This is a genomic window from Streptomyces thermolilacinus SPC6 (genome assembly GCF_000478605.2).
Classification (GTDB): Bacteria; Actinomycetota; Actinomycetes; order Streptomycetales; family Streptomycetaceae; genus Streptomyces; species Streptomyces thermolilacinus.
On the sequence record NZ_ASHX02000001.1, the window covers coordinates 5442358 to 5466962 of the forward strand.

24 protein-coding genes and 1 pseudogene are annotated in these 24605 nt (G+C 74.6%); 17 read left to right on the forward strand and 8 right to left on the reverse strand.

Translation table 11 applies throughout. From position 1 onward, the window contains the following. Positions 1–47: 47 nt before the first annotated feature. Together mycP and J116_RS23570 are read left to right on the forward strand one after the other, a co-directional pair. Positions 48–1196, forward strand: a complete 1149-nt coding sequence (gene mycP, locus J116_RS23565) for a type VII secretion-associated serine protease mycosin (RefSeq protein ID WP_037948228.1) — start codon at positions 48–50, stop codon at positions 1194–1196. A 103-nt stretch (positions 1197–1299) separates the two neighbouring features. Further along, entirely contained in the window at positions 1300–2046 is a 747-nt protein-coding gene (locus J116_RS23570) for an SseB family protein (RefSeq protein ID WP_023589550.1), read from the forward strand. A gap of 8 nt (positions 2047–2054) precedes the next feature. Here the strand turns inward: J116_RS23570 and J116_RS23575 are convergent, their stop codons facing one another. Then, positions 2055–2417, reverse strand: a complete 363-nt coding sequence (locus J116_RS23575) for a DUF1844 domain-containing protein (protein ID WP_028964449.1) — start codon at positions 2415–2417, stop codon at positions 2055–2057. A gap of 309 nt (positions 2418–2726) precedes the next feature. On the opposite strand from J116_RS23575, the gene infC reads away from it, so the two are divergent. From infC to J116_RS23625, 10 genes are all read left to right on the forward strand, one after another. Beyond that, positions 2727–3413: a translation initiation factor IF-3 gene (infC, locus tag J116_RS23580; RefSeq protein ID WP_023589552.1), complete on the forward strand. Its 687-nt coding sequence runs from the start codon at positions 2727–2729 to the stop codon at positions 3411–3413. A 118-nt stretch (positions 3414–3531) separates the two neighbouring features. Further along, on the forward strand, positions 3532–3726 hold the full coding sequence (rpmI, locus tag J116_RS23585; RefSeq protein WP_010476245.1) for a 50S ribosomal protein L35: 195 nt from the start codon (positions 3532–3534) through the stop codon (positions 3724–3726). 95 nt (positions 3727–3821) lie between these two features. Next, positions 3822–4208: a 50S ribosomal protein L20 gene (gene rplT / locus J116_RS23590; RefSeq protein WP_017945472.1), complete on the forward strand. Its 387-nt coding sequence runs from the start codon at positions 3822–3824 to the stop codon at positions 4206–4208. A gap of 118 nt (positions 4209–4326) precedes the next feature. Continuing rightward, entirely contained in the window at positions 4327–5184 is an 858-nt protein-coding gene (locus J116_RS23595; RefSeq protein ID WP_023589553.1) for a TrmH family RNA methyltransferase, read from the forward strand. 53 nt (positions 5185–5237) lie between these two features. Then, positions 5238–6365 (forward strand): sensor histidine kinase, encoded by a 1128-nt coding sequence (locus J116_RS23600; RefSeq protein ID WP_023589554.1) that lies wholly within the window; start codon positions 5238–5240, stop codon positions 6363–6365. Positions 6366–6504: 139 nt separating this feature from the next. Next, complete coding sequence (pheS, locus tag J116_RS23605; RefSeq protein ID WP_023589555.1) at positions 6505–7632, forward strand: phenylalanine--tRNA ligase subunit alpha; 1128 nt, start codon at positions 6505–6507, stop codon at positions 7630–7632. Next, on the forward strand, positions 7632–10160 hold the full coding sequence (gene pheT, locus J116_RS23610; RefSeq protein ID WP_023589556.1) for a phenylalanine--tRNA ligase subunit beta: 2529 nt from the start codon (positions 7632–7634) through the stop codon (positions 10158–10160). The genes pheS and pheT overlap by 1 nt, the downstream gene beginning before the upstream one ends. Before the next feature lie 232 nt (positions 10161–10392). Then, positions 10393–11475, forward strand: coding sequence for a PP2C family protein-serine/threonine phosphatase (locus J116_RS23615; protein ID WP_037946918.1), 1083 nt, complete (start codon positions 10393–10395; stop codon positions 11473–11475). A 272-nt stretch (positions 11476–11747) separates the two neighbouring features. Then, the gene (locus J116_RS23620; RefSeq protein WP_023589558.1) at positions 11748–13091 is read left to right on the forward strand and encodes a transcriptional regulator; all 1344 of its coding nucleotides are present in this window, start codon (positions 11748–11750) and stop codon (positions 13089–13091) included. 47 nt (positions 13092–13138) lie between these two features. Continuing rightward, positions 13139–13669: an NUDIX domain-containing protein gene (locus tag J116_RS23625; protein WP_023589559.1), complete on the forward strand. Its 531-nt coding sequence runs from the start codon at positions 13139–13141 to the stop codon at positions 13667–13669. A 150-nt stretch (positions 13670–13819) separates the two neighbouring features. On the opposite strand, the gene J116_RS23630 is transcribed toward J116_RS23625, so the two are convergent. Then, positions 13820–14680 carry a 3-hydroxybutyryl-CoA dehydrogenase gene (locus tag J116_RS23630; RefSeq protein WP_023589560.1) on the reverse strand — a complete coding sequence of 287 codons (861 nt, stop codon included), beginning with the start codon at positions 14678–14680 and terminating at the stop codon, positions 13820–13822. A gap of 259 nt (positions 14681–14939) precedes the next feature. On the opposite strand from J116_RS23630, the gene J116_RS23635 reads away from it, so the two are divergent. Continuing rightward, entirely contained in the window at positions 14940–16271 is a 1332-nt protein-coding gene (locus J116_RS23635) for a glycoside hydrolase family 10 protein (protein ID WP_023589561.1), read from the forward strand. 13 nt (positions 16272–16284) lie between these two features. Here J116_RS23635 and J116_RS23640 read toward each other — a convergent pair whose 3' ends face one another. Together J116_RS23640 and J116_RS29560 are read right to left on the reverse strand one after the other, a co-directional pair. Next, positions 16285–16491 (reverse strand): DUF1918 domain-containing protein, encoded by a 207-nt coding sequence (locus J116_RS23640; RefSeq protein WP_028964453.1) that lies wholly within the window; start codon positions 16489–16491, stop codon positions 16285–16287. 90 nt (positions 16492–16581) lie between these two features. Continuing rightward, positions 16582–17187, reverse strand: a complete 606-nt coding sequence (locus J116_RS29560) for a DUF6461 domain-containing protein (RefSeq protein WP_023589563.1) — start codon at positions 17185–17187, stop codon at positions 16582–16584. A gap of 58 nt (positions 17188–17245) precedes the next feature. Between J116_RS29560 and J116_RS23650 the strand changes: the two genes are divergently transcribed. Both J116_RS23650 and J116_RS23655 read left to right on the forward strand, forming a co-directional pair. Continuing rightward, positions 17246–17680: a GNAT family N-acetyltransferase gene (locus J116_RS23650; RefSeq protein WP_023589564.1), complete on the forward strand. Its 435-nt coding sequence runs from the start codon at positions 17246–17248 to the stop codon at positions 17678–17680. Positions 17681–17843: 163 nt separating this feature from the next. Then, positions 17844–19004 carry a methyltransferase gene (locus tag J116_RS23655; protein ID WP_023589565.1) on the forward strand — a complete coding sequence of 387 codons (1161 nt, stop codon included), beginning with the start codon at positions 17844–17846 and terminating at the stop codon, positions 19002–19004. On the opposite strand, the gene J116_RS23660 is transcribed toward J116_RS23655, so the two are convergent. Beyond that, positions 18994–19623, reverse strand: coding sequence for a CGNR zinc finger domain-containing protein (locus J116_RS23660; RefSeq protein ID WP_051203600.1), 630 nt, complete (start codon positions 19621–19623; stop codon positions 18994–18996). The genes J116_RS23655 and J116_RS23660 overlap by 11 nt on opposite strands. Positions 19624–19661: 38 nt before the next feature. On the opposite strand from J116_RS23660, the pseudogene J116_RS23665 reads away from it, so the two are divergent. Then, positions 19662–20819, forward strand: a pseudogene (locus J116_RS23665) (MFS transporter); the annotation flags it as partial. Here the strand turns inward: J116_RS23665 and J116_RS28840 are convergent. After that, complete coding sequence (locus J116_RS28840; RefSeq protein ID WP_079147797.1) at positions 20818–21324, reverse strand: cupin domain-containing protein; 507 nt, start codon at positions 21322–21324, stop codon at positions 20818–20820. The pseudogene J116_RS23665 and the gene J116_RS28840 sit on opposite strands and share 2 nt — an antisense overlap. A 169-nt stretch (positions 21325–21493) precedes the next feature. Continuing rightward, the gene (locus J116_RS23675; RefSeq protein ID WP_023589569.1) at positions 21494–22066 is read right to left on the reverse strand and encodes a YdeI/OmpD-associated family protein; all 573 of its coding nucleotides are present in this window, start codon (positions 22064–22066) and stop codon (positions 21494–21496) included. A gap of 66 nt (positions 22067–22132) precedes the next feature. Here J116_RS23675 and J116_RS23680 point away from each other — a divergent pair, with 66 nt between their 5' ends. Beyond that, a complete protein-coding gene (locus J116_RS23680; RefSeq protein ID WP_023589570.1) occupies positions 22133–23659 on the forward strand; it encodes a hypothetical protein in 1527 nt (508 codons plus the stop codon). Positions 23660–23717: 58 nt separating this feature from the next. Here the strand turns inward: J116_RS23680 and J116_RS23685 are convergent, their stop codons facing one another. Further along, the gene (locus J116_RS23685) at positions 23718–24335 is read right to left on the reverse strand and encodes a DinB family protein (RefSeq protein ID WP_023589571.1); all 618 of its coding nucleotides are present in this window, start codon (positions 24333–24335) and stop codon (positions 23718–23720) included. Positions 24336–24605 lie beyond the last annotated feature (270 nt).

Sequence of the window (24605 nt, forward strand, 5' to 3'; positions counted from 1 at the left end):
CGAGCACCACCAGCCCCCGCTCCCACCCCGCGCGCACCGCCGCCCGCCTGCTGCTCGCCGCCCTCACCGCCACCGCCCTCGCCCTCCTCCCCGCCGCCCCCGCCCACGCGGACGGCATCCGGGCGCGCCAGTGGGGCAACGAGGCCATCAACGCCGACCGGGCCTGGAACACCACCAGGGGCCAGGGCATCACCGTCGCCGTCCTCGACACGGGCGTGGACGACACCCACCCCGACCTCGCGGGCAACGTCCTGCCCGGCAAGGACTTCATCGGCTTCGGCGCCGAGCGCGGCGACCGCGCCTGGGCCCGCCACGGCACCGCCATGGCCGGCATCATCGCGGCCCACGGGCACGGCCCGAACAACGGCGACGGCGTCATCGGGGTCGCCCCCGAGGCGAAGATCCTCCCCGTACGGGTCATCCTCGAAGGCGCCGACAAGGCGCGCGCCCGCGCCCGCCACACCCGGGGCAGCGCCCTCGCCCAGGGCATTCGCTGGGCCGCCGACCAGGGCGCAGACGTGATCAACCTGTCCCTGGGCGACGACAGCGAGTCCGCCCACCCGGAGGCCGCCGAGGACGCCGCCGTCCAGTACGCGCTCGCCAAGGGCGCCGTCGTCGTCGCCTCCGCGGGCAACGGCGGCGAGAAGGGCGACCGGGTCTCGTACCCGGCCGCCTATCCCGGCGTGATCGCCGTGACCGCCGTGGACCGCTACGGCACCCACGCCTCCTTCTCCACCAGCCGCTGGTACGCCACCGTCAGCGCCCCCGGCGTGGACGTCGTCATCGCCGACCCGGACCGCAAGTACTACGAGGGCTGGGGCACCAGCGCCGCCGCCGCGTTCGTCTCCGGCGCGGCCGCACTCGTCCGCGCCGCGCACCCCGACCTCACGCCCGCCCAGGTGAAGAAGCTGCTCGCCGACACGGCCCGGGACGCCCCCGAGGGCGGCCGGGACGACGAGAAGGGGTACGGGACGGTGGACCCGGCCGCCGCGATCGAGGCGGCCGCCGACCTCCGCGCCACCGACGCCAAGGCGGCCCCGGCCGGGTACGAGCGGGAGTACTTCGGGCCCGGCCCGCGCCGCGAACCCGAGCGGGAGGCGCCGACCGGCCCCGTCGCCCCGGTCACCGCCGGCGCGGGCGCCCTCCTGATCGTCACCGCCGCCGTCCTCTGGCGCGCCGAACGCCGCCGCACCTGAGCCCCGTACGGGCCCGGCCCCGCCCGTACCGTCCGGAGAGGCCCGCACGGGACGCCGAGGCCGCCGTACGAAGTGACCGAACCGTCCCGATAGGCTCGGGCCCGTGGCGCTCAAGAACATTCCCGACCCCGGTTTCTCCGACGACGACGGCTCCGCCGACCCGAGGCTCACCGAGGCCCTCGCGGCCTGGGCCGAGGACCGCGGCGCGCAGCCGCGCGTGCTGGAGGCCCTCCAGGGGGCCCGCCTCCTCGTCCCCGTCGTCGCCGTGCTCGGCGAGGTCGAGGAGGACGAGAACGGCCTGCGCCGCGAGAAGACCAGCGACATGGCAGTGCCCACGCTCACCGCGGGCGACCGCCGCGCCCTGCCCGCGTTCACGTCCACCGCGTCACTCGCCCGCTGGGACCCGGCGGCCCGCCCCGTCGCCGTACCGCTGCGCCAGGCGCTCCAGGCCGTCGCGCACGAGAAGGCCGACACGCTGATCCTCGACATGGCGGGGCCCGTGCCGTTCGAGGTGACCGGCCGGGCGCTGCTCGCCCTCGCCGAGGGCCGCACCAGCACCGACCCCCTCGCGGACCCCGCCGTCACCGGCGCCGTACGGGCGCTGCTCGCCGCCGAGCCCGCCGTGCTGCGCGCGTACCTGGGCCGTGGCGGCGGCGCGGACGGCACCCTCGCGCTGGTCCTCACCCCCGAATCGGCGGCCCCCGCCGAGGCGGCCCGCCGGGTGGCGACGGCCATGGCGGCCGACGAAACACTGAGGGCCCGCCTGGTGCGGGGCCTGGACCTGGCACTGCTGCCGGCCGAGGCCGCCCCGCCGGGCGAGCCCTTCTACGTGAGGGAACGAGAGGGATAAAGGACGGGTCAGCCGTAGACCGGGCCGGTGTACTTCTCGCCCGGCCCCTGGCCCGGCTCGTCCGGCACCAGCGACGCCTCGCGGAACGCCAGCTGGAGGGACTTCAGCCCGTCCCGCAGCGGCGCCGCGTGGAAGGAGCTGATCTCCGTCGTGCTCGCGTCCAGCAGACCGGCCAGGGCGTGCACCAGCTTCCGGGCCTCGTCCAGGTCCTTGTGCGCGTCGCCCTCCTCGGTCAGCCCGAGCTTCACGGCCGCGGCGCTCATCAGGTTCACGGCGACCGTGACGATCACCTCGACCGCGGGGACCTCCGCGATGTCGCGGGTCATGGCGTCGAAGTCGGGGCCGGGCTCGGGGGGTGTCGCGTCACTCATGCCCCACACGATAGGCGTTCCCCGCGGCGGTCCCGCGCCGCCCGCCCGGTTGGGCGCACCAGCGCGCAGCTGGTAGCCTGGTGTGACGACCGGCCGGAACCCATGAGCTCCGGCCCACAAGTGGAGGCTCCGTCTCCCACCTGACCGTCCTCCGGGACGGCGGGTCACCGGTCAGGCGGCGCCCATCGTTCCGTACGGACGATGGACCCGCCCGAGTTCAGCGCCCCGCGGTCCGCCGTGGCGGTGCTCCGGTATCACCAGGAGCCCCGCCTGTGTCCCGTCCGGGGCATTTTTCATGCGCCGGCGCGGTTGGTCTCACTAAACAGACGTTACGCGTCCGTCCGCCAGGCGGTCGCGTGGTGCTACCGAGGAGGATCCATCAGCGCCGAGCCCCGCATCAACGACCGGATTCGCGTTCCCGAGGTGCGACTTGTCGGTCCCAGCGGCGAGCAGGTCGGAATCGTTCCGCTCGCCAAGGCCCTGGAGCTTGCCCAGGAGTACGACCTCGACCTGGTCGAGGTCGCGGCGAACGCCCGTCCGCCCGTGTGCAAGCTCATGGACTACGGGAAGTTCAAGTACGAGTCGGCCATGAAGGCCCGTGAGGCGCGCAAGAACCAGGCGCACACGGTCATCAAGGAGATGAAGCTCCGGCCGAAGATCGACCCGCACGACTATGACACCAAGAAGGGTCACGTCGTCCGGTTCCTCAAGCAGGGCGACAAGGTCAAGATCACGATCATGTTCCGTGGACGCGAGCAGTCCCGGCCGGAGCTCGGCTACCGGCTGCTCCAGCGGCTCGCGGAGGATGTCCAGGACCTCGGTTTCGTCGAGTCGAACCCGAAGCAGGACGGCCGAAACATGATCATGGTTCTCGGTCCGCACAAGAAGAAGACCGAGGCAATGGCCGAGGCCCGCGAGGCGCAGGCCGCCCGCAAGGCGGAGCGCCAGGGCCAGCCCGCCCAGGCCGAGCCGCAGGCGGAAACGTCCGCCGAGTAGCCCGCAAGGCCGTGTCCGGGGCAACCCCGCCCAGGACTCGAAATCGATCCACCTGACGCTCCCGAGCGCCGGTCCCCGGACCGGCTGGGAGCGCCACTGACGAGGAGATAACGGCGCTATGCCGAAGAACAAGACGCACAGCGGTGCCAAGAAGCGCTTCAAGATCACCGGCTCGGGCAAGGTGCTCCGCGAGCGCGCCGGCAAGCGCCACCTGCTCGAGCACAAGTCGTCCAAGCTGACGCGCCGCCTCACTGGCAACGCCGAGATGGCCCCGGGTGACAGCGCCAAGATCAAGAAGATGCTGGGCATCTGAGCCCGTCCTCTCTGATCAAAGCCCCCGGAATCCGGGACCCATTCGTTTCCGGGCCGTGTGACCATCCCCGCGGCCCCGCTACAAGGAGTTAACAAGTGGCACGCGTCAAGCGCGCAGTCAACGCTCACAAGAAGCGCCGTGCGATCCTCGAGCAGGCCAGCGGTTACCGCGGCCAGCGCTCCCGCCTGTACCGCAAGGCCAAGGAGCAGGTCACCCACTCGCTGGTCTACAACTACAACGACCGCAAGAAGCGCAAGGGTGACTTCCGCCAGCTGTGGATCCAGCGCATCAACGCCGCTGCCCGCGCCAACGGCATCACGTACAACCGCTTCATCCAGGGTCTGAAGGCCGCCAACGTCGAGGTGGACCGCAAGATCCTGGCCGAGCTCGCGGTCAACGACGCGAACGCGTTCGCCGCCCTCGTCGAGGTCGCCCAGAAGGCCCTCCCGAGCGACGTCAACGCCCCGAAGGCCGCCGCCTGATCTCCCAGGCCGCCGATCTTCCGACCGGACCCGCAGGCCCCGCGCCTGCGGGTCCGGCGCGTTCGCCGTCCCGCCACGCCGCCCCCGACCCCGCAGCCAGAAAGAGTCGCCGAGCACCATGGGCACCCCCGAGCTGATCTCCCCGCGTTCCCCGCGCGTCGCCGCCGCGCGGCGCCTCGCCAAGCGGAACTTCCGGAGCAAGGAACGCCGGTTCATCGCCGAGGGGCCGCAGGCCGTCCGCGAGGCCGTCGAACACCGAGGGCCCGGCGGCGAGCCGACGCTGCTCGAACTCTTCACGACCACCGAGGCCGCCACCCGGTACGCCCCCATCGTCGAGGCCGCCCGCGCCTCCGGGGCCCGCGTCCACCACGCCTCCGACGCCGTGCTCGCCGAGGTCTCCCAGACCGTCACGCCCCAGGGCATCGTCGGCGTGTGCAGGTTCCTCGACTCCCCGTTCGAGGACATCCTCGCCGCCCGCCCCAAGCTGGTCGCCGTCCTCGCCCACGTACGCGACCCCGGCAACGCCGGGACCGTGCTGCGCTGCGCCGACGCCGCCGGAGCCGACGCCGTCGTCCTCACCGACGCCTCCGTGGACCTGTACAACCCCAAGTCCGTCCGCGCCTCCGTCGGGTCCCTGTTCCACCTGCCGGTCGCCGTCGGCGTCCCCGTCGAACGGGCCGTCGCCGGACTCCAGGCCGCCGGTGTGCGCATCCTCGCCGCCGACGGCGCGGGCGACGACGACCTCGACGCCGAGCTCGACGCGGGCACCATGGGTACCCCCACCGCCTGGATCTTCGGCAACGAGGCGTGGGGCCTGCCCGAGGAGACCCGCGCCCTCGCCGACGCCGTCGTCCGCGTCCCCATCCACGGCAAGGCCGAGAGCCTGAACCTCGCGACCGCCGCCGCCGTATGCCTCTACGCCTCCGCCCGGGCGCAGCGCGCCCCCGGAGGGTGCCGCTCCGTCACCCAGAGCTAGTAGGGTGACGAAGCTCGGGGGCCCAGCGCAGTACTGAGGGTGGGGGTACGGGGATGTCGCTCCGCACGAGCGGTCACGCGGAGGACCGCGCCGCCGCGTTAACACACGTCCCGGCCCCGCCGTCCGCGTACGACCCCGACGAGCTGCCCGACGGGCTGGTCGTCGCCGACGCCGACGGGCGGGTCGTGTGCTTCAACGCCAAGGCCGTCCGCATCACCGCCGTGCCCCGCGATCGGGCCCTCGGCCGCCGCCTGGAGGACGCCCTCCCGCTGGAGGACCTCAAGGGCAACCGCTGGTGGCCGCTGACCGACCCGTACGGCGGCCTCGCCACCCGCACCGGCCAGCCCGAGCGGCACCTGCTGCTGCCCGGCGGCCGCGAGGTCCTCGTCGCCGCCCGGTACGTGCGCGACGAGCCGCTCGGCCCGGTCCGCCGCGTCGTCGTCACCCTCCGCGGCACGGAGGCCCGCCGCCGCAACGAGCGCAGCCACGCCGAGCTGATCGCCACCGTCGCCCACGAACTGCGCTCCCCGCTCACCTCCGTCCGCGGTTTCACACGCACCCTCCTCGCCAAGTGGGAGCGGTTCACCGACGAGCAGAAGCGGCTCATCCTGGAGACCGTCGACGCCGACGCGCACCGCGTCACCCGGCTCATCTCCGAGCTGCTCGACATCTCCCGCATCGACTCCGGCCGCCTGGAGGTGCGCCGCCAGCCCGTCGACATCGCCGCCGCCGTCGGCCGCCACGTCCACGGCCTCACCGCCCGCGGCCTGGCCCCCGACCGGTTCTTCGTCCGCGTCCGCCGTCCCCTGCCCGACCTGTGGGCCGACCCCGACAAGATCGACCAGATCCTGGGCAACCTCCTGGAAAACGCGGTGCGCCACGGCGCCGGAACCGTCACCATCGAGGTGGCACCCACCACGGCCCGGGACGGCGAGAAAGGAACGGCGGTCACCGTGAGCGACGAAGGCCCCGGCATCCCCGAGGAGTCGATGGGCCGTGTATTCACCCGCTTCTGGCGGGGCAGCACCCGCGGCGGCACCGGCCTGGGCCTGTACATCGTCAAGGGCCTCGTCGAGGCCCACGGCGGCGCCATCACCGTCGGCCGCGCCCCCGCGGGCGGCGCCCAGTTCCGCTTTACCCTGCCCGTGGGCGCCCCCGCATACCTGAACCAGGGGATCTGACCCCGCCGGTCCGGACCCGGCCCCGCCCCACGGGCTCAAACGCGACAGCCATACCCCGTTAGACTCAACCTTTGGCACCTTTGCGTCCTCGGTCGTCGAGCGGGGGCCCCAGCCAGCCCATTCGGAAGTACGGGAAGAGATGTCGGCACCCAACAAGTCGTACGACCCAGTCCAGGTCGAGGCACTGAAACCGGAAGAGATCGAGCGCATGCGGGACGAGGCGCTCGCCGCCTTCGCCGCCGCCGGTGACCTCGACGAGCTCGCCCACGCGAAGGTCGCCCACACCGGCGGCACCTCGCCCCTCGCCCTCGCCAACCGAGAGATCGGCGCCCTGCCCCCGCAGGCCAAGGCCGAGGCGGGCAAGCGCGTCGGGCAGGCGCGCGGCGCGGTGTCCAAGGCGCTGGCCGCCCGCCAGGCCGAGCTGGAGGCCGAGCGCGACGCCCGTGTGCTGGTCGAGGAGGCGGTGGACGTCACCCTCCCCTACGACCGCACCCCGGCCGGCGCCCGGCACCCGCTCACCACCCTCATGGAGCGCGTCGCGGACGTCTTCGTCTCCATGGGCTACGAGGTGGCCGAGGGCCCCGAGGCCGAGGCGGAGTGGTTCAACTTCGACGCCCTCAACTTCGTCCCCGACCACCCGGCCCGCCAGATGCAGGACACGTTCTTCGTCGAGGGGCCGGAAGGCACCCGGGGCGACGAGTCCGGCATCGTGCTGCGCACCCACACCTCCCCGGTGCAGGCGCGCACGCTCGTGGACCGCGAGCCCCCCGTTTACGTCGTCTGCCCCGGCCGCGTCTACCGCACGGACGAGCTCGACGCCACGCACACCCCGGTCTTCCACCAGATCGAGCTGCTCGCCGTGGACGAGGGCCTCACCATGGCCGACCTCAAGGGCACCCTCGACCACATGGTCCAGGCCCTCTTCGGCCCGGACATGAAGACCCGGCTCCGCCCGAACTTCTTCCCCTTCACCGAGCCGTCCGCCGAGATGGACATGCTCTGCTACGTCTGCCGGGGCGAGTCCGTCGGCAACGCGGAGCGCCCCTGCCGCACCTGCGGCAGCGAGGGCTGGATCGAGCTCGGCGGCTGCGGCATGGTCAACCCCAAGGTGCTCATCGCCTGCGGCGTGGACCCGGAGAAGTACAGCGGCTTCGCCTTCGGGTTCGGCATCGAGCGGATGCTGATGTTCCGCCACAACGTCGAAGACATGCGAGACATGGTCGAGGGTGACGTCCGGTTCACCCGGCCGTTCGGGATGGAGATCTGATGCGGGTCCCGCTTTCGTGGCTGCGGGAGTACGTCGACCTGCCGGCGACGGAGTCCGGCCGTGACGTACAGGCCAAGCTGATTTCGGCCGGCCTGGAGGTCGAGACCGTCGAGCAGCTCGGCGCCGGCCTCACCGGCCCCCTCGTGGTGGGCAAGGTCCTCACCATCGAGGAGCTCACCGAGTTCAAGAAGCCGATCCGCTACTGCACGGTGGACGTCGGCCAGGCCAACGGCACCGGCGAGCCCCAAGAGATCATCTGCGGCGCCCGGAACTTCGCCGAGGGCGACAAGGTCGTCGTGGCCCTCCCCGGCGCCGTCCTGCCCGGCGACTTCCGCATCGCCGAGCGCAAGACGTACGGCCGGATGTCCCGCGGCATGATCTGCTCCTCCGACGAGCTGGGCATGGGCGACGACGGCACCAAGGGCATCATCGTCCTGCCGCCCGAGCACGAGGTCGGCACCGACGCCACCGCCCTGCTCGAGCTGTACGACGAGGTCCTCGACATCGCCGTCACGCCCGACCGCGGCTACTGCCTGTCGATGCGCGGCGTCGCCCGCGAGGCGGCCATCGCGTACGGGCTGCCGCTGCGCGACCCGGCGCTCCTCGACGTGCCCGCGCCGAACTCGTACGGCTACCCCGTCCAGGTCACCGACCCCGTCGGCTGCTCCCGCTTCACCGCGCGCACCGTCGTCGGCCTCGACCCCGAGGCCCGGTCCCCGATCTGGCTCCAGCGCCGCCTCCAGAAGGCCGGCATGCGCCCGGTCTCCCTCGCCGTCGACGTCACCAACTACGTGATGCTCGAACTGGGCCAGCCGCTCCACGCGTACGACCGGAGCCGTCTCGACGGCCCGATCGGCGTGCGCCGCGCCGAGCCCGGCGAGAAGATCACCACCCTCGACGGCACCGTCCGCGTCCTCGACGCGGCCGACCTCGTCATCACCGACAGCCGCGGCCCCATCGGCATCGCGGGTGTCATGGGCGGCGCCAACACCGAGATCGCCGACGCCGAGACCGACCCCGAGACGGGCCAGGTCCGCGGCACCACCGAGGTCGTCATCGAGGCCGCGCACTTCGACGCGATCTCCATCGCCCGCACCGCCCGCCGCCACAAGCTGTCCTCCGAGGCGTCCAAGCGGTTCGAGCGGGGCGTGGACCCGCAGGCCGCGGCCGCCGCCGCGCAGCGCACGGTGGACCTGCTGGTCCTCCTCGCGGGCGGCACGGCCGAGGCCGGGGTCACCGAGATCATCGCGCCGAGCGCCCCCCGCACGGTCGCCATGCACGCCGACCACCCCGACCGCGTCGCCGGCGTCTCCTACGGCCGCGAGACCGTCGTCCGCCGCCTCCAGGAGATCGGCTGCGACGTGTACGGGCAGGACGAGCTGGTCGTCACCGTCCCGTCCTGGCGCCCCGACCTCAACGAGCCGAACGACCTCGCCGAAGAGGTCATCCGGCTGGAGGGCTACGAGAACCTCCCCTCCACGCTGCCCAAGCCGCCCGCGGGCCGCGGGCTCACCGAGCGCCAGCGCACCCACCGCCGCGTGGGCCGCGCCCTGGCCGGCGCCGGGTACGTCGAGGCGCTGAACTACCCGTTCATCAGCGAGCAGGTCCTCGACCAGCTCGACCTCCCGGCGGGCGACCCGGCCCGCCGCGTCGTCAAGCTCGTCAACCCGCTCTCCGACGAGGAGCCCGCGCTGCGCACCACGCTGCTGCCCGGCCTCCTCGCCGCCCTGCGCCGCAACGACGGCCGCGGCAGCCACGACCTGGCCCTCTTCGAGACCGGCCTCGTCTTCCACGCCCCGGCCGAGCCGGGTGTCGCGGTACGGCTGCCCGTGGACCGCCGCCCGACCGACGCGGAGCTCGCCGGGGTCGACGCCGTCCTGCCCGAGCAGCCCCGGCACGCCGCCGTGGTCCTCGCCGGGGCGCGCGAGCAGGCCGGCTGGTGGGGCAAGGGCCGCCCGGGCGACTGGGCCGACGCGGTCGAGGCCGCCCGGACCGTCGCCCGCGAGGCCGGCGCCGAGCTGATCGTCCGCCAGGGCCAGTACGGGCCGTGGCACCCGGGCCGCTGCGCCGAGCTGGTCGTCGTCGTGGACGGCGCCGAGCGGACCGCCGGCCACGCCGGTGAGCTGCACCCGCGCGTCGTCAAGGCGCTCGGCCTGCCCGCCCGCACCTGCGCCATGGAGCTCGACCTCGACCTGGTCGAGGCGGCTTCCGCCGGTCCGGCGCGCGCCCCGCGCATCTCCACGTTCCCCGTGGCCACGCAGGACGTCGCGCTGGTCGTGGACCAGGGCGTGCCGGCTGCCGAGGTGGAGCGCCACCTCACCGAGGGCGCGGGCGAGCTGCTGGAGTCGATCCGGCTGTTCGACACGTTCACCGGTGAGCAGATCGGCGAGGGCAAGAAGTCCCTGGCGTACGCGCTGCGGTTCCGCGCCGCGGACCGCACGCTGACCGTCGACGAGGCCACCGCCGCCCGCGACGCCGCCGTGGCGCTCGCCGCCGAGCGCACCGGGGCGGTGCTGCGCGGCGCCTGACCGCGCCGTGGGCGGCCACCGTCATCCGTCGCCGGCACATGAAGGGGCACGTCCGGACCGCCGGACGTGCCCCTTCCGCTTTCCCTGCGGCCGAAGGCTCCGAGGGCGCTGGGGGCGTGCGCACGGTTGCTCACTCATTCGAGTGAGAAGCCTGGTGGACGTTCCCCGCAGGACGGGACGATCGACAGAATCGTCCCGACCGCGACAAGGGGCCTGAAGAAGGGCGGTCCGCATGATCCGTAGGTGGTCCCGAAGGCCCCGCGCGGGGAGCGCCTGCCCGCTCGCCCCGCTGGCCCTGCCGACACTGTGGGGTGCCGTCGCCGTGACGTGGAAACTGACCTGCCCGCTGGCCCGGCAGGACGACATGGCGACGCGCATCGCCGGCAGCGCCGTCGTCTTCGCCGTCGGCGCGGGCCTCGTGATGGGCCTCTGCCGCGACCTGCGCCGCGAGCTGCGGCAGATCGAGGCCATCGCCCACGCCGCGCAGCAGGTCCTGCTGCGCCCCCTGCCGCCCCGCCTCGACGGCCTCGCCATCGCCGGGACGCAGCTGCCCGCGGTGCGGGGCGCGGTGGTCGGCGGCGACCTGTACGAGGCGGTCGCCACCCCCTACGGCGTGCGCGTGATCATCGGCGATGTGCGGGGCCACGGGCTGGCCGCCCTCGGCGCCGTCGCCGCCGTCCTGGGCAGCTTCCGGGAGGCGGCGTACGAGGAGCCGGGGCTCGGCGGACTGCTGCGGCGGCTCGACCGGGCCCTCCAGCGGTACGTGGGGGAGCGGGACCGCGACGAGGGGCCCGGGCACCCGGCGTCGGGCGGCCCCGCCGAGGAGTTCGTCACCGTCCTGCTGCTCGACATCCACCACAACGGCGACGTGCTGGTCCTCAACTGCGGCCACCCCTGGCCGTACCGGCTCGGCCACGACGACGCGGAGCCGCTCGCGGCCGGGGTGCCGCTGCCGCCGCTCGGCGCGTTCCCGCTGCCCGACACCCTGCCCGTACGGCGCTGCGACCGGCTGCTGCCGGGCGAGGCGCTGTTCCTCCACACGGACGGCGCGGCGGAGGCGCGGGACGCCGACGGGCGGTTCTTCCCGCTGGAGGCCGTACTGGGCCGGGTCGCGCGACGGCCCGCGCTGACACCGGACGCGGTCATCGCCGACGTACGGGCGGCGCTGCTGGCGTACACGGGCGGCCACCTCGGCGACGACGTGGCCTTCGTCGTCGTACGCAACGACCGCGCGCCCGCCGAGCGCCTCCTCGTCCCGGCGCAGCCCGGGAAACCCGGCCCGCGCCCGACCCGGCCCGCACCGTCCTCCCGATAGCGGCTGGACCGGACGGTGCGGACCGGCACCACCCGCCGCGCCGATATGTGTCGGGCGGGCCGGCGGGGCGGGTGGCGCGCGGCCGGGCCGCCGTCTGTACGAGGGGGAGCCGGCGGCCCGGCCGCCTCCTGAGAGACATCGAGTCAACCGGGCCCCACCGCATGACGGAAGCGCGCGCGGGGCACGGATACCGGCACTTCGTTCACACCCCGTGCGAATCGGGCACCCCGTGTGCGGGCGCCCGGCGGGGCACGGCACCCCGAGGGACCCCTATGCAGCCCAACACCCTGCTCGACGCCCTGCTCGACGAGGCGGGGATGTCCCACGCGGGCCTGGCCGCCCACGTCAACCGGGCGGGCCGCGCCCACGGCCTGGCGCTGCGGTACGAACACACGGCCGTCGCGCGCTGGCTGAAGGGGCAGCGGCCACGCGGCCGGGTGCCCGACCTGATCTGCGAGGTGCTGGCCGCCCGGCTGCGCCGCCCGGTCACCCTGGACGACATCGGCCTCGGCGTGCCGGGCGGTGAGGCGGCCCTCGGCCACGGGACGCCGCTGGCCGGGTTCGTGGAGCGGGCGACGGCCCTGTGGCGGTCGGACGAGCAGCGGCGCCCGCACCTGCTCGGCGTCGCGGCGGTCACCGGGACGCCCGCCGTGCTGCCGGTCTGGGAGTGGGAGAACCCGCCGGACGACGCCGATGTGTCACGCGGCGGGCCCACCCGCGTCAGCGCCTCGGACATCGAGACGCTCCGCGCGGCCCGCGCCCACTACGAGCTGATGTACCGCAGGGCCGGCGGCATCGCGACCCGGGCCCGGGTCGTCGGGTTCCTCAACGCGCGTACGGCCCCGCTGCTGCGCGGCTCCTACGGTGACGCGCTGGGGCGGCAGTTGCACCGGGCGGCGGGCGGCCTGGTCGCGGTGGCGGGCATCTGCGCGTACGACTCCGACGAACTGGGCCTGGCGCAGCGCTACTTCCACCAGGCGCTGCGCCTGGCGAAGGCCAGCGGCGACCGGGGCCTGGGCGCCTATGTGATCGCGCTGCTCGTCAACCAGGCGCTGTTCATGGGGGAGTTCCGGCAGGCCGTGGCGTTCGCGGAGGCGGCGCTGCGCTCGGCGGGGCGGTGCGTCACCCCGGCGCTCACCGCCGACCTGTACGCGATGCAGGCCAAGGCGTACGCGCACCTCGGCGACGGCACGGCGGCGCTGCGCTGCGTCCAGCGCGCGGAACGGGAGGCGGAGCGCATCCGGCCCGGGCACGAGCCGGACGAGACCGGGTACGTCCAGCCCGGCCTGGTCAACGTGCGGGCGGCGGAGGCCCTGCTGAGCCTGGGCGACCTGCCCGGCGCGCGGGAGAACGCCACCGCGGCCGTCCGCACTCCGGCGCACGACCGGGGACGGGTGCACCGGCTGGCGATTCTCAGCCAGATCCAGCTGCGCCAGGGCGAGCCCGACGGAGCCGCGCTGACGGCCGCGGAGATGACCGAGCGGGCCCGCGGAATGGAGTCGCGGCGGCTCAGGGGCCGTCTGCGGGAGGTGCGGGACCATCTGGTGGCCAGTGGGTCGGGTGACGCGAAGGAGACGGCCGAAAAGATCGACGCCGCGCTGCGCGTTCCCCTGTGACGGGCCGACTGCTGCCATATTGCCTCCGACAGGAAGGTGGCGGCACAGTGCGGTGGACGAACCTCGGCGAGACGACCGTGTACGAGAACCCGTGGTTCCGGGTGAACCTGGCGGATGTCGGGCTCCCCGACGGGCGGCGCCTGGACCACTTCCTCATCCGGCTCCGCCCGGTCGCCGTGGCCACCGCCGTCAACGACGCCAACGAGGTGCTGCTCCTGTGGCGGCACCGCTTCATCACCGACACCTGGGGCTGGGAGCTGGCCGCCGGGGTCGTGGAGGACGGCGAGGACGTCGAGGCCGCGGCGGCGCGCGAGATGGAGGAGGAGACCGGCTGGCGGCCCGGCCCGCTGCGGCACCTGATGACCGTCGAGCCGTCGAACGGCCTCACCGACGCCCGGCACCATCTGTACTGGTCGCAGGAGGCCACCTATGTGGGCGAGCCCGAGGACGCCATCGAGTCCACGCGCCGCGCGTGGATACCGCTGAAGCTGGTCCCCGACATGGTCGCCCGGGGCGAGGTCCCGGCCGCCAACATGGCGGCCGGCCTGCTGATGCTCCACCACCTGCGCCTGGGCTGACGGCCGGTGGCGCGGACGGCCGCCGGCGGGCGTGAGCGCGGGGGCCGGAGCGGTGGGCGCCGACCCCCGGTGGCCCGGGAGCACATGCACGGCTCAGGAGCACACGAGGGGCTCAGGAGCGGACGTACGGCTCAGGAGTGCGCGTACGGCTCAGGAGTAGACGTAGAAGCCCGAGCCCGTCTTGCGGCCCAGGCGGCCCGCGTCCACCATGCGCTGGAGCAGCGGGGGCGCCGCGTACAGGGGCTCCTTGTACTCGGCGTACATCGAGTCGGCGACCGAGGCGACCGTGTCGAGGCCGATCAGGTCGGACAGCTTGAGCGGGCCCATCGGGTGGGCGCAGCCCATCTCCATGCCGTTGTCGATGTCCTCGCGGCTGGCGATGCCCGACTCGAACATCCGGATCGCGGACAGCAGGTACGGGATCAGCAGCGCGTTCACCACGAAGCCGGACCGGTCCTGGGCGCGGATCGCGTGCTTGCCGAGCACCTTCTCCACGACGGCCTGGGCGCGGCTGATCGTGCCCTCCGAGGTGGTCAGCGCGGGGATCAGCTCGACCAGCTGCTGGACCGGCGCCGGGTTGAAGAAGTGGATGCCGATGACCTGGTCGGGGCGGGAGGTCGCCACGGCCAGCTTCACCAGGGGGATGGACGACGTGTTGGACGCCAGGATGGCGTCCTGCCGGGTCACCACCTGGTCGAGGACCTGGAAGATCTCCGTCTTGACCTGCTCGTTCTCGACGACCGCCTCGATGACCAGGTCGCGGTCCGCGAACTCGCCGAGGTCGGTGGTGAAGCTCAGGCGGGCGAGCGTCGCGTCACGCTCCTCCTCGCTGATCTTGCCGCGCTGGGCGGCCTTGTCGAGGGAGTTGTACAGCCGGGTACGGCCGATCTCCAGCGCCTCGCCGGTGGTCTCGGCCACCTTGACCTCGAGGCCGCTGCGGGCACACACCTCCGCGATGCCCGCGCCCATCTGACCGCAGCCCACCACTCCGACGCGTGCAATGTCGGCCATTGAGTCCGTCACCTCGTGCCTTTCGCTGATCTTCGGGTGGCGGGGCGGCCGTATGGTTCCGGCACTTCCCGCCTCGACCCCACGACGTTACTCCGTTCGCGCGGATCGGCGGGCGTCCGGGCCGGGCATGCTCCCCCGGAGACGGTCATACGGTCCGGGGCACCCGCTCCCGTCTCATAGAGTGCACAGGGGACGAAGCGCCCGAAACGATCACGGCGCGTGGGCGGGGCCGGGTACGACGGGAAGGCTGGGGCGACACATGGGACACAAGGGTGGCGGCATCGGGCGGCGCGGACTGGTCGCGGGGGCGACGGGGCTGGTGGCGTCCCTGCTGGTCAGCGGGGACGCGACGGGCGCGGCGGGCCCCTGGGGAAACGGCAACGGCACTGGGCACGGCCACGGCGGCCGGGGCGGTGACGGGGACCGGCGCGGGGACGGCAAGGGCCGGCGCGGGGGCCTGCGGGCGGAGGAGTTCCGCGGGATGTGGGTGGCGACGGTCACCAACCGCGACTGGCCCTCCCGCACCGGGCTGTCCGCCGCCGAGCAGCGCGCCGAGCTGACGGCCCTGCTCGACCAGGCCGTGAAGCGCCGCCTCAACGTGGTGATCCTCCAGGTCAGGCCCACCGCCGACGCGCTGTGGCCGTCGCCGTACGAGCCGTGGGCCCAGTGCCTCACCGGCGTCCAGGGCCGGGACCCCGGCTGGGACCCGCTCGGCACCGCCGTCGCGGAGGCCCACCGGCGGGGCCTGCAACTGCACGCCTGGTTCAACCCGTACCGCGTCGCCGTCCACGCCGACCCGTCCCGGCTGGCCGCCGACCACCCGGCGCGCCGCAACCCGGACTGGGCCGTCCCGTACGGCGGGAAGCTCTACTACAACCCGGGGCTGCCGCAGGTCCGCCGCTTCGTCCAGGACGCGATGCTCGACGCCGTACGCCGCTACGACCTCGACGCGGTCCACTTCGACGACTACTTCTACCCGTACCCGGTCGCCGGGCAGGTCTTCGACGACGACGCGGCGTACGAGGCGCACGGCGGCGGCTTCCCGGACCGCGCCACGTGGCGGCGGAACAACATCGACCTGCTGGTCCGCGAGATGTCCGCGCGGATCAGGGCGGTCAAGCCGGGCGTGAAGTTCGGCATCAGCCCCTTCGGGATCTGGCGCAACGCCACCACCGACCCGCTCGGCTCCGACACGCGCGGCCTCCAGACGTACGACGACCTGCACGCCGACACCCGCAAGTGGATCAAGGAGCGGTGGATCGACTACGTCGTCCCGCAGCTCTACTGGCACATCGGCTTCGGCGCCGCCGACTACGCCGCGCTCGTCCCGTGGTGGAACGACGTGGTGCGCGGCACGGGCGTCCATCTGTACGTGGGGGAGGGCCTGTACCGGGCCGGGGACCCGGCGGCGCCCGCCCCGTGGCAGGACCCGGCCGAGCTGTCCCGGCACCTCACCTTCGCAGCCGACCACGACCAGGTGCTGGGGCACGCCTTCTTCGGCGCGCGGGACGTCGTCGCGGACCGGATCGGGGCGATGGCCAGGGTCGTGGCCGACCACTATCCGACGCCGGTCCGCCCTCCGGGCTGGTGACGCGCGGGCGCGGTCAGGGGCGCGCCTTGAACTCCCCCTTGTGACGTACGGCGGCGTCCGGGCCCGGGGACACGACGGCCTCGTGCCCGTCGTCGTCGAACTTGACGCGGTACGGCGGGTGGCCGTGGTCGCCGAGGACCTCGACGATCTCGGCCGTGCGGTCGTGCTGCCCGACCACCCGGCCGTGCACCAGCAGCTTGTCGCCCACGGTTGCTTCCATCGGGAGTGACCTCCTCGCGCCGGATTATCCGTATCTGGGAGTCTACGTCCGCAGGTGTGTCCCGCGTCACTCGAGACCGCGGCGCACGGCTCAGAAGACGGGCACCGACCCCGTCCGGAACTCCGCCCCGTCCAGCAGCTCCGGCGTCAGCCGCACCCCCGTCATCCGCTCCGCCAGGGCGAACGCCGCCTCCGTCGTGGCCTCCAGGTCCCCGTCGTCCTCGCGCAGGTCGAAGCCCACCTCCCGCATCAGTGCCACCGCCCCGTCCGGGTCGGCGCCGTCCCGCGCGTACGGGAACAGCGGCTCGAAGTGCAGCCGCAGCTCACCGTCCACGTACCGGCTGAAGTGGTCCACCGCGTTCACGTTCCGGAAGTGCGTCACCAGCTCGGTGTCGCGCGACAGGGGGACGGCCGCCTCGTCGAGGCTGCCCAGATAGCCGTTCGGCTCGACCACCAGCGTCCAGCCGTCCACCTCGCAGACGCCCAGGAAGTGCCGCTCGCCCCCGGACTCCTTCCACGCCTCCGCCGCGGCCTCGACCAGCGCGGGTATGCCCGTCACCCGCCCGTCGGCGCGCGCCCGCAACCGCCGCAGCGCCTCCTCGGGGGAGACCGCGTGGACCAGCGTCAGGCAGTACGCCTCGATGAGCTCCGGGCAGTGGTCGCCGAGCCAGCGGTAGTCGGCAGCAGTCGCGTTCATGTCTCCGATCGTGGCACCCGCCACTGACAACGGGGCTGCGCCCTGCAAACGTTCGACCATGACGGAGACGATCGCTTTCGGCTCGTACGAGATTTCGACCGACCCTGCCCGTCTCGACCGGACCCGCATCCACCAATGGCTGTCGACGGACACGTACTGGGCGCGCGGGCGCGGCCGGGAGAAGCAGGACCGGGCCGTGGACGGCTCGCTCAACTTCGGCGCGTACGACACGCGCAGCGGCGAGATGGCCGCCTACGCGCGCGTGGTGACCGATCTCGCGACGTTCGCGTGGCTCTGCGACGTCTACGTCGAGCCGGCGGCGCGCGGGGCCGGGCTCGGCACGGCGCTGGTGGCGGCGGTCCGCGACCACCTCGCCCCGCACGGTCTGAGCCGCGTCATGCTGGCCACCGAGGACGCCCACGGCGTGTACGAGAACATCGGATTCAGGCCCCTGGACGACCCGCGCCGCTGGATGATCCTGGATCCCCGGTAGCCCGGCCACCAGGCGGGTGCCGCTGCGGCCACGCGCTCGCGCGAGGTCCTCGTCCAGGGCGCCCAAGGGCGGCGGAACCCGCACGGGCGCCGCCGGTCGCGGCAGCCGTCCCCGGGCCGGGCGCCCGCCGGCCGCGGCAGCACCCGCTAGCCTGAACCTCACGATGAACCGTTTGTCCACGGCCTGGGGCGACCTCGCCCTCACCCGCTTCCCCGACCACCCCCGCGACCCGCTCCGCGCCTGGGACGCCGCCGACGAGTACCTGCTGCGGCACCTCGCCGAGCCGGACGCCCCGCCGCTCCAGGGCACCGTGGCCGTGGTCGGCGACCGCTGGGGCGCGCTGACCACCGCCCTGGCCGGCCACCCGTTCCCCGCCGGGCTGGTCCAGATCACCGACTCGTACCTCGGCCGCGAGGCCACCCGCGCCAACCTCGCGCGCGCGGGCCACCCGGAGGACCGCGTACGGCTCCTCACCACCCAGGACACCCCGCCCGCCCGGATCGACGTCCTGCTGGTCCGCGTTCCCAAGAGCCTGGCGCTCCTGGAGGACCAGCTGCACCGCCTCGCGCCCGCCCTGCACGCCGGGACGGCCGTCATCGGCACGGGCATGGTCAAGGAGATCCACACCTCCACGCTCACCCTCTTCGAGCGGATCGTCGGCCCCACCCGCACCTCCCTCGCGGTGAGGAAGGCCCGGCTCATCCACAGCACCCCCGACCCGGCCCTCCACCGCCCCGCCAACCCGTGGCCGCACCGGTACGCCCTGCCCGGCGACGCCCCGGCGGTGGCCGGACGGACCGTCGTCAACCACGCGGGCGTCTTCTGCGCCGACCGCCTCGACATCGGCACCCGCCTGTTCCTGGCGCACCTGCCGACCGGCCTCGGCGCCGCCCGCGTCCTCGACCTGGGCTGCGGCAACGGCGTGGTGGGCCTGGCCGTCGCGGTCGGGGAACCGGACGCCGAGGTGATCCTCACGGACGAGTCGTACCAGGCGGTGGCCTCCGCCGAGGAGACGTTCCGTACGTCCGCCCCGCCCGGCACGAAGGCCCGCTTCGTCGTCGGCGACGGCACGGCGGACGTGCCGGACGGCTCGGTCGACGTGGTCCTGAACAACCCGCCGTTCCACAGCCACCAGGCGCTCACCGACGCGACCGCCCGCCGCATGTTCACCGCCGCCCGCCGCGTCCTGCGCAGCGGCGGCGAACTGCGCGTCGTCGGCAACCGGCACCTGGGCTACCACGTGACGCTGCGCCGCGTGTTCGGCAACTGCGAGGTCGTCGGCAGCGACCCGAAGTTCGTGGTGCTGCGCGCCGTCAAGCGCTGACCTTCCGGGCCGCCTCCGCCGCGCCCCGCGCCCCGGCGGTCCCCTCCGCCCCGGCGGACCTGGCGCGGCGGTGCGCGGCCACCCGTTCGCGGGTCGCGCACCGCCGCGAGCAGTACCGGCGCGGCACCCCGCTGCCCAGCGCCAGATACACCCGCCCGCAGCCAGGCGCCGCGCACAGCCCGCCCGGCGGCCGCTGACGGTCCCACACGAGCACCGTCAGGCACAGGCACGACGACGCCAGGAACCACTCGCCCCACGGGGCGTCGTCCGACGCGTCCAGATGCGGGTGCCAGGGGCTGCCGCCGCCGTGCGAGGTGAGCCGCAGCGGGCCGGGGCCCCGCGCGAGGAGCCGGTTCAGCTCCGCGACGGCCGCGTCGAGCCCGTCGGCCGCGAACACCCGGCGCAGCGCGAGCGCCGCGTCCCGCATCTCCGCCACATCCCGCCCGGACACGCTGACCGGCTCGTCCTCGCCGTGCTCCCGCAGCAGCCGGGCGATCGCGTCGGGCGCGGGGTCGTCGCGGGTGAGGGCGTTGACGAGGGCCTCGGTGCGGCGGGCGACGGCCCTCACCGAGTGGCGGGACGAGCGGTCATCGGCGTACACCCCGGCAATGTAACGCATCTGGTGTGGTTTTCCGTTACGCACGTAACGTGCCGGGCGTGAGAGACCGTTACGCCCTCGCGTGGTACGCGACCGGCGCCGCCCTGGCCCGTACGGGCGACGAGATGGCGGGGCCCGCGCTGCTCCTGGCCGGGCTCGCCGCCACCGGATCGTCCGCCACCGCCTCCGCCCTGCTCGCCGCGAGCACGGCCGCCGCCGCCGTCGCAGGCCCCGTCCTGGGCGCCCTCCTCGACCGCTCGGCGCGCCCGGAACGGCTGCTCGCCGGGGCGCTCGCGGGCTACGCGACGTGCCTCGTCGCCGTACTCGTGTGCCTCGGGCGCGCCCCGGCGGCCGTACCGCTCGTGATCGCGGCCGTCTCCGGGCCGCTCGCCCCGGCCCTGTCGGGCGGCTGGACGGCCCAGCTGCCCCGCGTGGCCGCCCCGGCGGCCCTGCCCCGCGCCACGGCCCTCGACGCGATGACCTTCCACATGGCGGCCCTCGCCGGACCCGCCCTCGTCGCCGGGGCAGCCATGTCGTACGGCTCCGGACCCGCCGTCCTCACAGCGGCGGCCCTCCTCGCCCTGGCCGCCACCGCCGTCCCGCGCCCGTCAGCCGCCGCACCGGCCCCGCCCGCCTCGGGTACGCCGACCCCGCCCGGCCGCCTGGCCACAGACATCGGCGACGGGTTCCGGGCGCTGGTGCGGACGCCGGTGCTGGGCCGGGTGACCGCCGCGTCCGTGGTGTCCTGCGCGGGGCAGGGCGTCCTGGTGGCCTGTACGCCGTTGCTGGGCCAGCGGTACCTCGGCGGGGCCGGGTACGGGGCGCTGCTCCTCGCCGTACTCGCGGCTTCCGCCCTCGCCGCGAACGCCCTGCTCGCGCGGCTCACCGGGCAGCCGGCCCCCGAGTCGGTGTTCCGCGCGGCGACGCTCCTCCAGGGCGCCGCCCTGCTGTTCGCCGCTGCCGCGGGTCACCCCGCCCCGCTGGTTGCGGCCGCGGTGCTCGCCGGCCTGGGGGAGGGGCCGCAGCTGACGGCGCTGTTCGCGGTCCGGCACCGGGAGGCGCCGCCCCGGCTGCGCGCCCAGGTCTTCACGACCGGCGCCAGTTTGAAGACCAGCGGCTTCGCGCTCGGCGCGGCGGTCGCGGGCCCGCTCGCGGACGCCTCACTGCCGGGTGCCCTCCTGACGGCCGGTGCCGTGCAGCTCCTCGCGGTCGCCGTCAGCGCTCCGGCAGGGCGGTCCCGCACCGGGCGCAGTACCGCACCTCGGCCCCCTCGGGCGCCAGGCGGCCGCACTCGGGGCACACCCGGTCCAGCAGACACGCCGGTTCACCGCCCCGCTCCCGCTCGGCCCCGCCCGCCCGGCCGATCGTCATACCGGGACGCCGACGGTGCACCGTGAGGTAGTCGAGCCCGTGCGGCCCCGCCGCCAGCCCCCGCCGGGCGCCGCACGGCAGCCACACGACGCACCCGGCCTCCAGAGCCTCCGGCTCCGCCCCGCCGCCCGTCTCCAGCCGCCCCTGGCCGCTCACCACGAACACCAGCACGTCCAAGTCGGGCTCCACGTGGACGGCCACCTCGGCACCCGGGGCGAGCCGCACCACGTTCGCGTCGAGCTGCCGCTCCTGGACGGGGAGCCGCCACAGGGCGCCGCCCTGGTCGGCGGGCATCGCGCGTACGAGATCGGCCATTCGGGCGAGCACGCTCGCCTCCGGGGACGCTGCCACGTTGTTCCTCCCGAGAACACGAACACGGGGTGAGGGCCCCCGGATCGTAGCGAGTCCCCGCCGCCCGACACGCCCACCCACCGCACCGGCACGCCCACCGCGCCGCGCCGCGAACGCCGAACGCGACACACCGCGCCGCCCCGGCCCGTACCGCTCGCCCAATACCCCTTCAGCGCGGCCGCGCGCCCAGCTCCCGTACCGCCTTCTCCAGCCGCTCCTGCCGCGCCCCGGGCGTGCGGGCCTGGAGCAGCGGCAGGATCACCAGGTACCGGGCCGTGCGGTCCAGCGCCTCGAACGCCTGGCGGGCCCCGGGCGCCGCGTCGAGCGCCGCCGCCAGATCGGGCGGTACGGTCGCCGTCCGCTGGGACTCGTACGCGGCGGCCCACCGCCCGTCCTCCTGCGCCCTGCGCACCTCGGCGAGGCCCGGCTCCCGCATGCGCCCGGCGGCGGTCAGCTCGGCGACCCGGTCCACGTTGACCTGGGACCACAGGCTGCGCGGACGGCGCGGCACGTACTTCTGGAGGTAGTACGTCTCGTCGTACGCCCTGCGCTGTCCCGAGATCCAGCCGTAGCAGAGCCCCACGTCCACCAGCTCGGCGTCCGTGACGGACGGGACGCCCGACTTCTTCTTCGCCACCTTCACCCACACGCCCTCCTGGCGCGTGTGGTGCCGCTCCAGCCACTCCTCGAACGCCCCGGCGTCCCGGAAGACGACGACTTCCACCCCGTTCAGCTCATCCATGCGCCCACGCTATCCACCCGGCGGAATCCGCGAGCCCCCTCGCCGCGGCCCGGGCAGGATGCCCCCGTGAACCCTCTCCTGCGCGCTCTCGCCACCAACCCGGCCCTGCCGCCCGAGTTGATCGACCGGCTCACCCGGACCGGGTGCGCCGATGTCACCGACGCTCTGGCCGCGCGCGAGGACCTCGGACACGCGCAGGCGGTCGCGCTCGCCGCGCACGCCGACGAAACAGCGGCAGGGCTCGCTCACTCGGGCAGGCTGACCGCCGCCGACATCGATCCCGCCGCCCAGCCGTACGCCGCCCTCGCCCTGCTCGACGAGGGCACCGGCAGCCCGCGGTGGGCCCGCCTCTTCGCCGCGCACCCGGTCGTGGAGCACCGGGAGAGGCTGGCCGCCTGCCCCGGCCTCCCGCCCGACGTGGTGGAGACGCTCGCCGCCGACCCGGACGTACGCGTCGTCGCCGAACTCGCGCTGTGGACGACCGGCGACGTGGCGGCACGGCTCGCGCGCCACCCGCACGCCGAGGTCCGCAGCGCGGTGGCGGCCAACGAGGCCACGCCGCCGAACGTGCTGGCGGCCCTGGTGACGGGGGAGGGGCTGCCGCCCGCGCGGCGGTGCGCGGTCTGCGACCGGGAGGCCACGCCGTTCCTCCACGACCCGCACTGCGCCCGGCCCGACTGCGTTCTGCGGCCGGGCGCGGCGTGCGACGGCTCGCACCAGTCCACCGCCCACGAGATGTACGTGAGGGCGCTCGCCAACCCGGCCACACCGGCCGCCGCCGTCGTCGGCTTCGCCGACCACCCTTCGACGCTGCTGCGCCGACAGCTCGCCGCCCGCACCGACCTGCCGCGCTGGGTGTGCGGGCGGCTCGCCGGTGATCCCGCCCCGGGTGTCCGGGCCGAGGTCGCGGCGAATCCCGTGATCGGCGAGGCCCTGACGCGTCTCCTCGCCGCGGACCGCGACCCGGAGGTGCGACGCGGACTGGCGTTCAACCCCCGCGTGCCGCTCGACGTGCTCATGTCCCTGGCCGGTGCCGTGAGGACCGGCACGACGCTGCTGCCGCGGATAGCCGCCGCCTCTCCCGCCGAGGTGGAGACGCTGGCGACGGCGCCGGATCCGGCCGTACGAGCGCTCCTGGCCGAGCGGCGCGACCTGCCGGACGACATCCGGGACGCGCTCGCGGCCGACACGGACGCCAAGGTGGTGAAGTCCGCCGCCCGGCACCCGGGCCTGTCCGGGGCCACGCTCAGGGCCATGCTGGACCGGCACGGAGACCAGGTCGTCGCGGGGGTGGCGGGCAACCCGGACGCCCCGCCTCCGCTCCTGGAGGACCTGGCGCTGCGTCAGCCGCCGGTGCGCAAGGCCCTCCAGGAGGTGGCCCGGCACCGAAACGCGTCTCCCGCGGCGCTGCTGGCCTGCCTCGCCGACCGGCGGGCTCGGCGCGTTGCCGCCGCCCACCCGGCCCTGCCCCCGCACGTCCTGGTCGGTCTGCTGGCCGACCCGGACGAGGAGGTGGCGGAAGCGGCGGCCGCCAACCCGGCCCTGCCGCCCGCCGTGATGCGGCAGCTCGTACGCTCCGCAGCGGGCGGCTGAGCCCGCTGTTCACCGCCGTCGACATGGTGCGCTCGACGCCTGAGCCGGTTCCCGGCCGTCAGGGGCGGGAGCGGTACAGGTCGCGGAGCAGCGCGATCTCCGCGCCGTGGTGGAGCAGTTCCTGGTCGACCCACCAGACGATGTCGACGAACGGGTCCTCGGGGTCGCTGCCGTGGGGATACGTGCTGTGGCCCACCGTGTCCAGGGCGCGGTCGTCGGTGGCGAGCAGGGCGCCGCGCCAGGCCGTCGCGGCCGTGTCGAACTCGGCGATCGCACCGGCCGCGTCTCCGCTGGTGCGGTAGTCGTCCCTGGTCAGGGAGTGGGTGCCCGACGTGTGGTCGGCCCGGAGGGCCAGCAGTTCGCTGAGGTGGCTCAGGCGCCACGCGATCGTGGTGAAGGGCGGCGGCACGGGGTGCGGGGCCGGCGCGGTGTCGCGCCCCCAGTCGCCCGTGCCGGTCAGCGCCGTCGCACGCGGCCCCGGACCGTCCGCGCGTCGCCGAACCGACCAGCACCCGGGCACCGGCTCCCAGAGGTACTCCGCGTCCGTCATCGGGCCGACCTCGACGTCCGTGCCGTTGCCGCTGTCCATGACGGGACCCGTCAGCCGGTCGGCGAGCCGCCGGCGCGCGAAGTCGAACTGCTCGAGCAGCGGTATGAGGCGTGGCGGCGTGGGCATCGGGCGCTCCTGCGGCGGCTGAGGGGGTGTCGGGTCCGCACGGTGCGGTCGCCGCTCAGCCTGGCACACCCGGCACCCCGCCTTCCGTCCTTTTCCCGCACCCCGCGCCGATGCCCTGCGGCCCGGCCCCTGCGCCCGTCGCCCGTCCCGCGTCCACGCCCTGCGCCCGTCGTCCGCCCCGCGATTTACGGCCCGTGCCCGCCGCCAGGCGCGCCCGTCCCGCCGACCGCCCCGGGCCGGGCCGCACTGTGCGCGGCGCGAAGCCTCAGC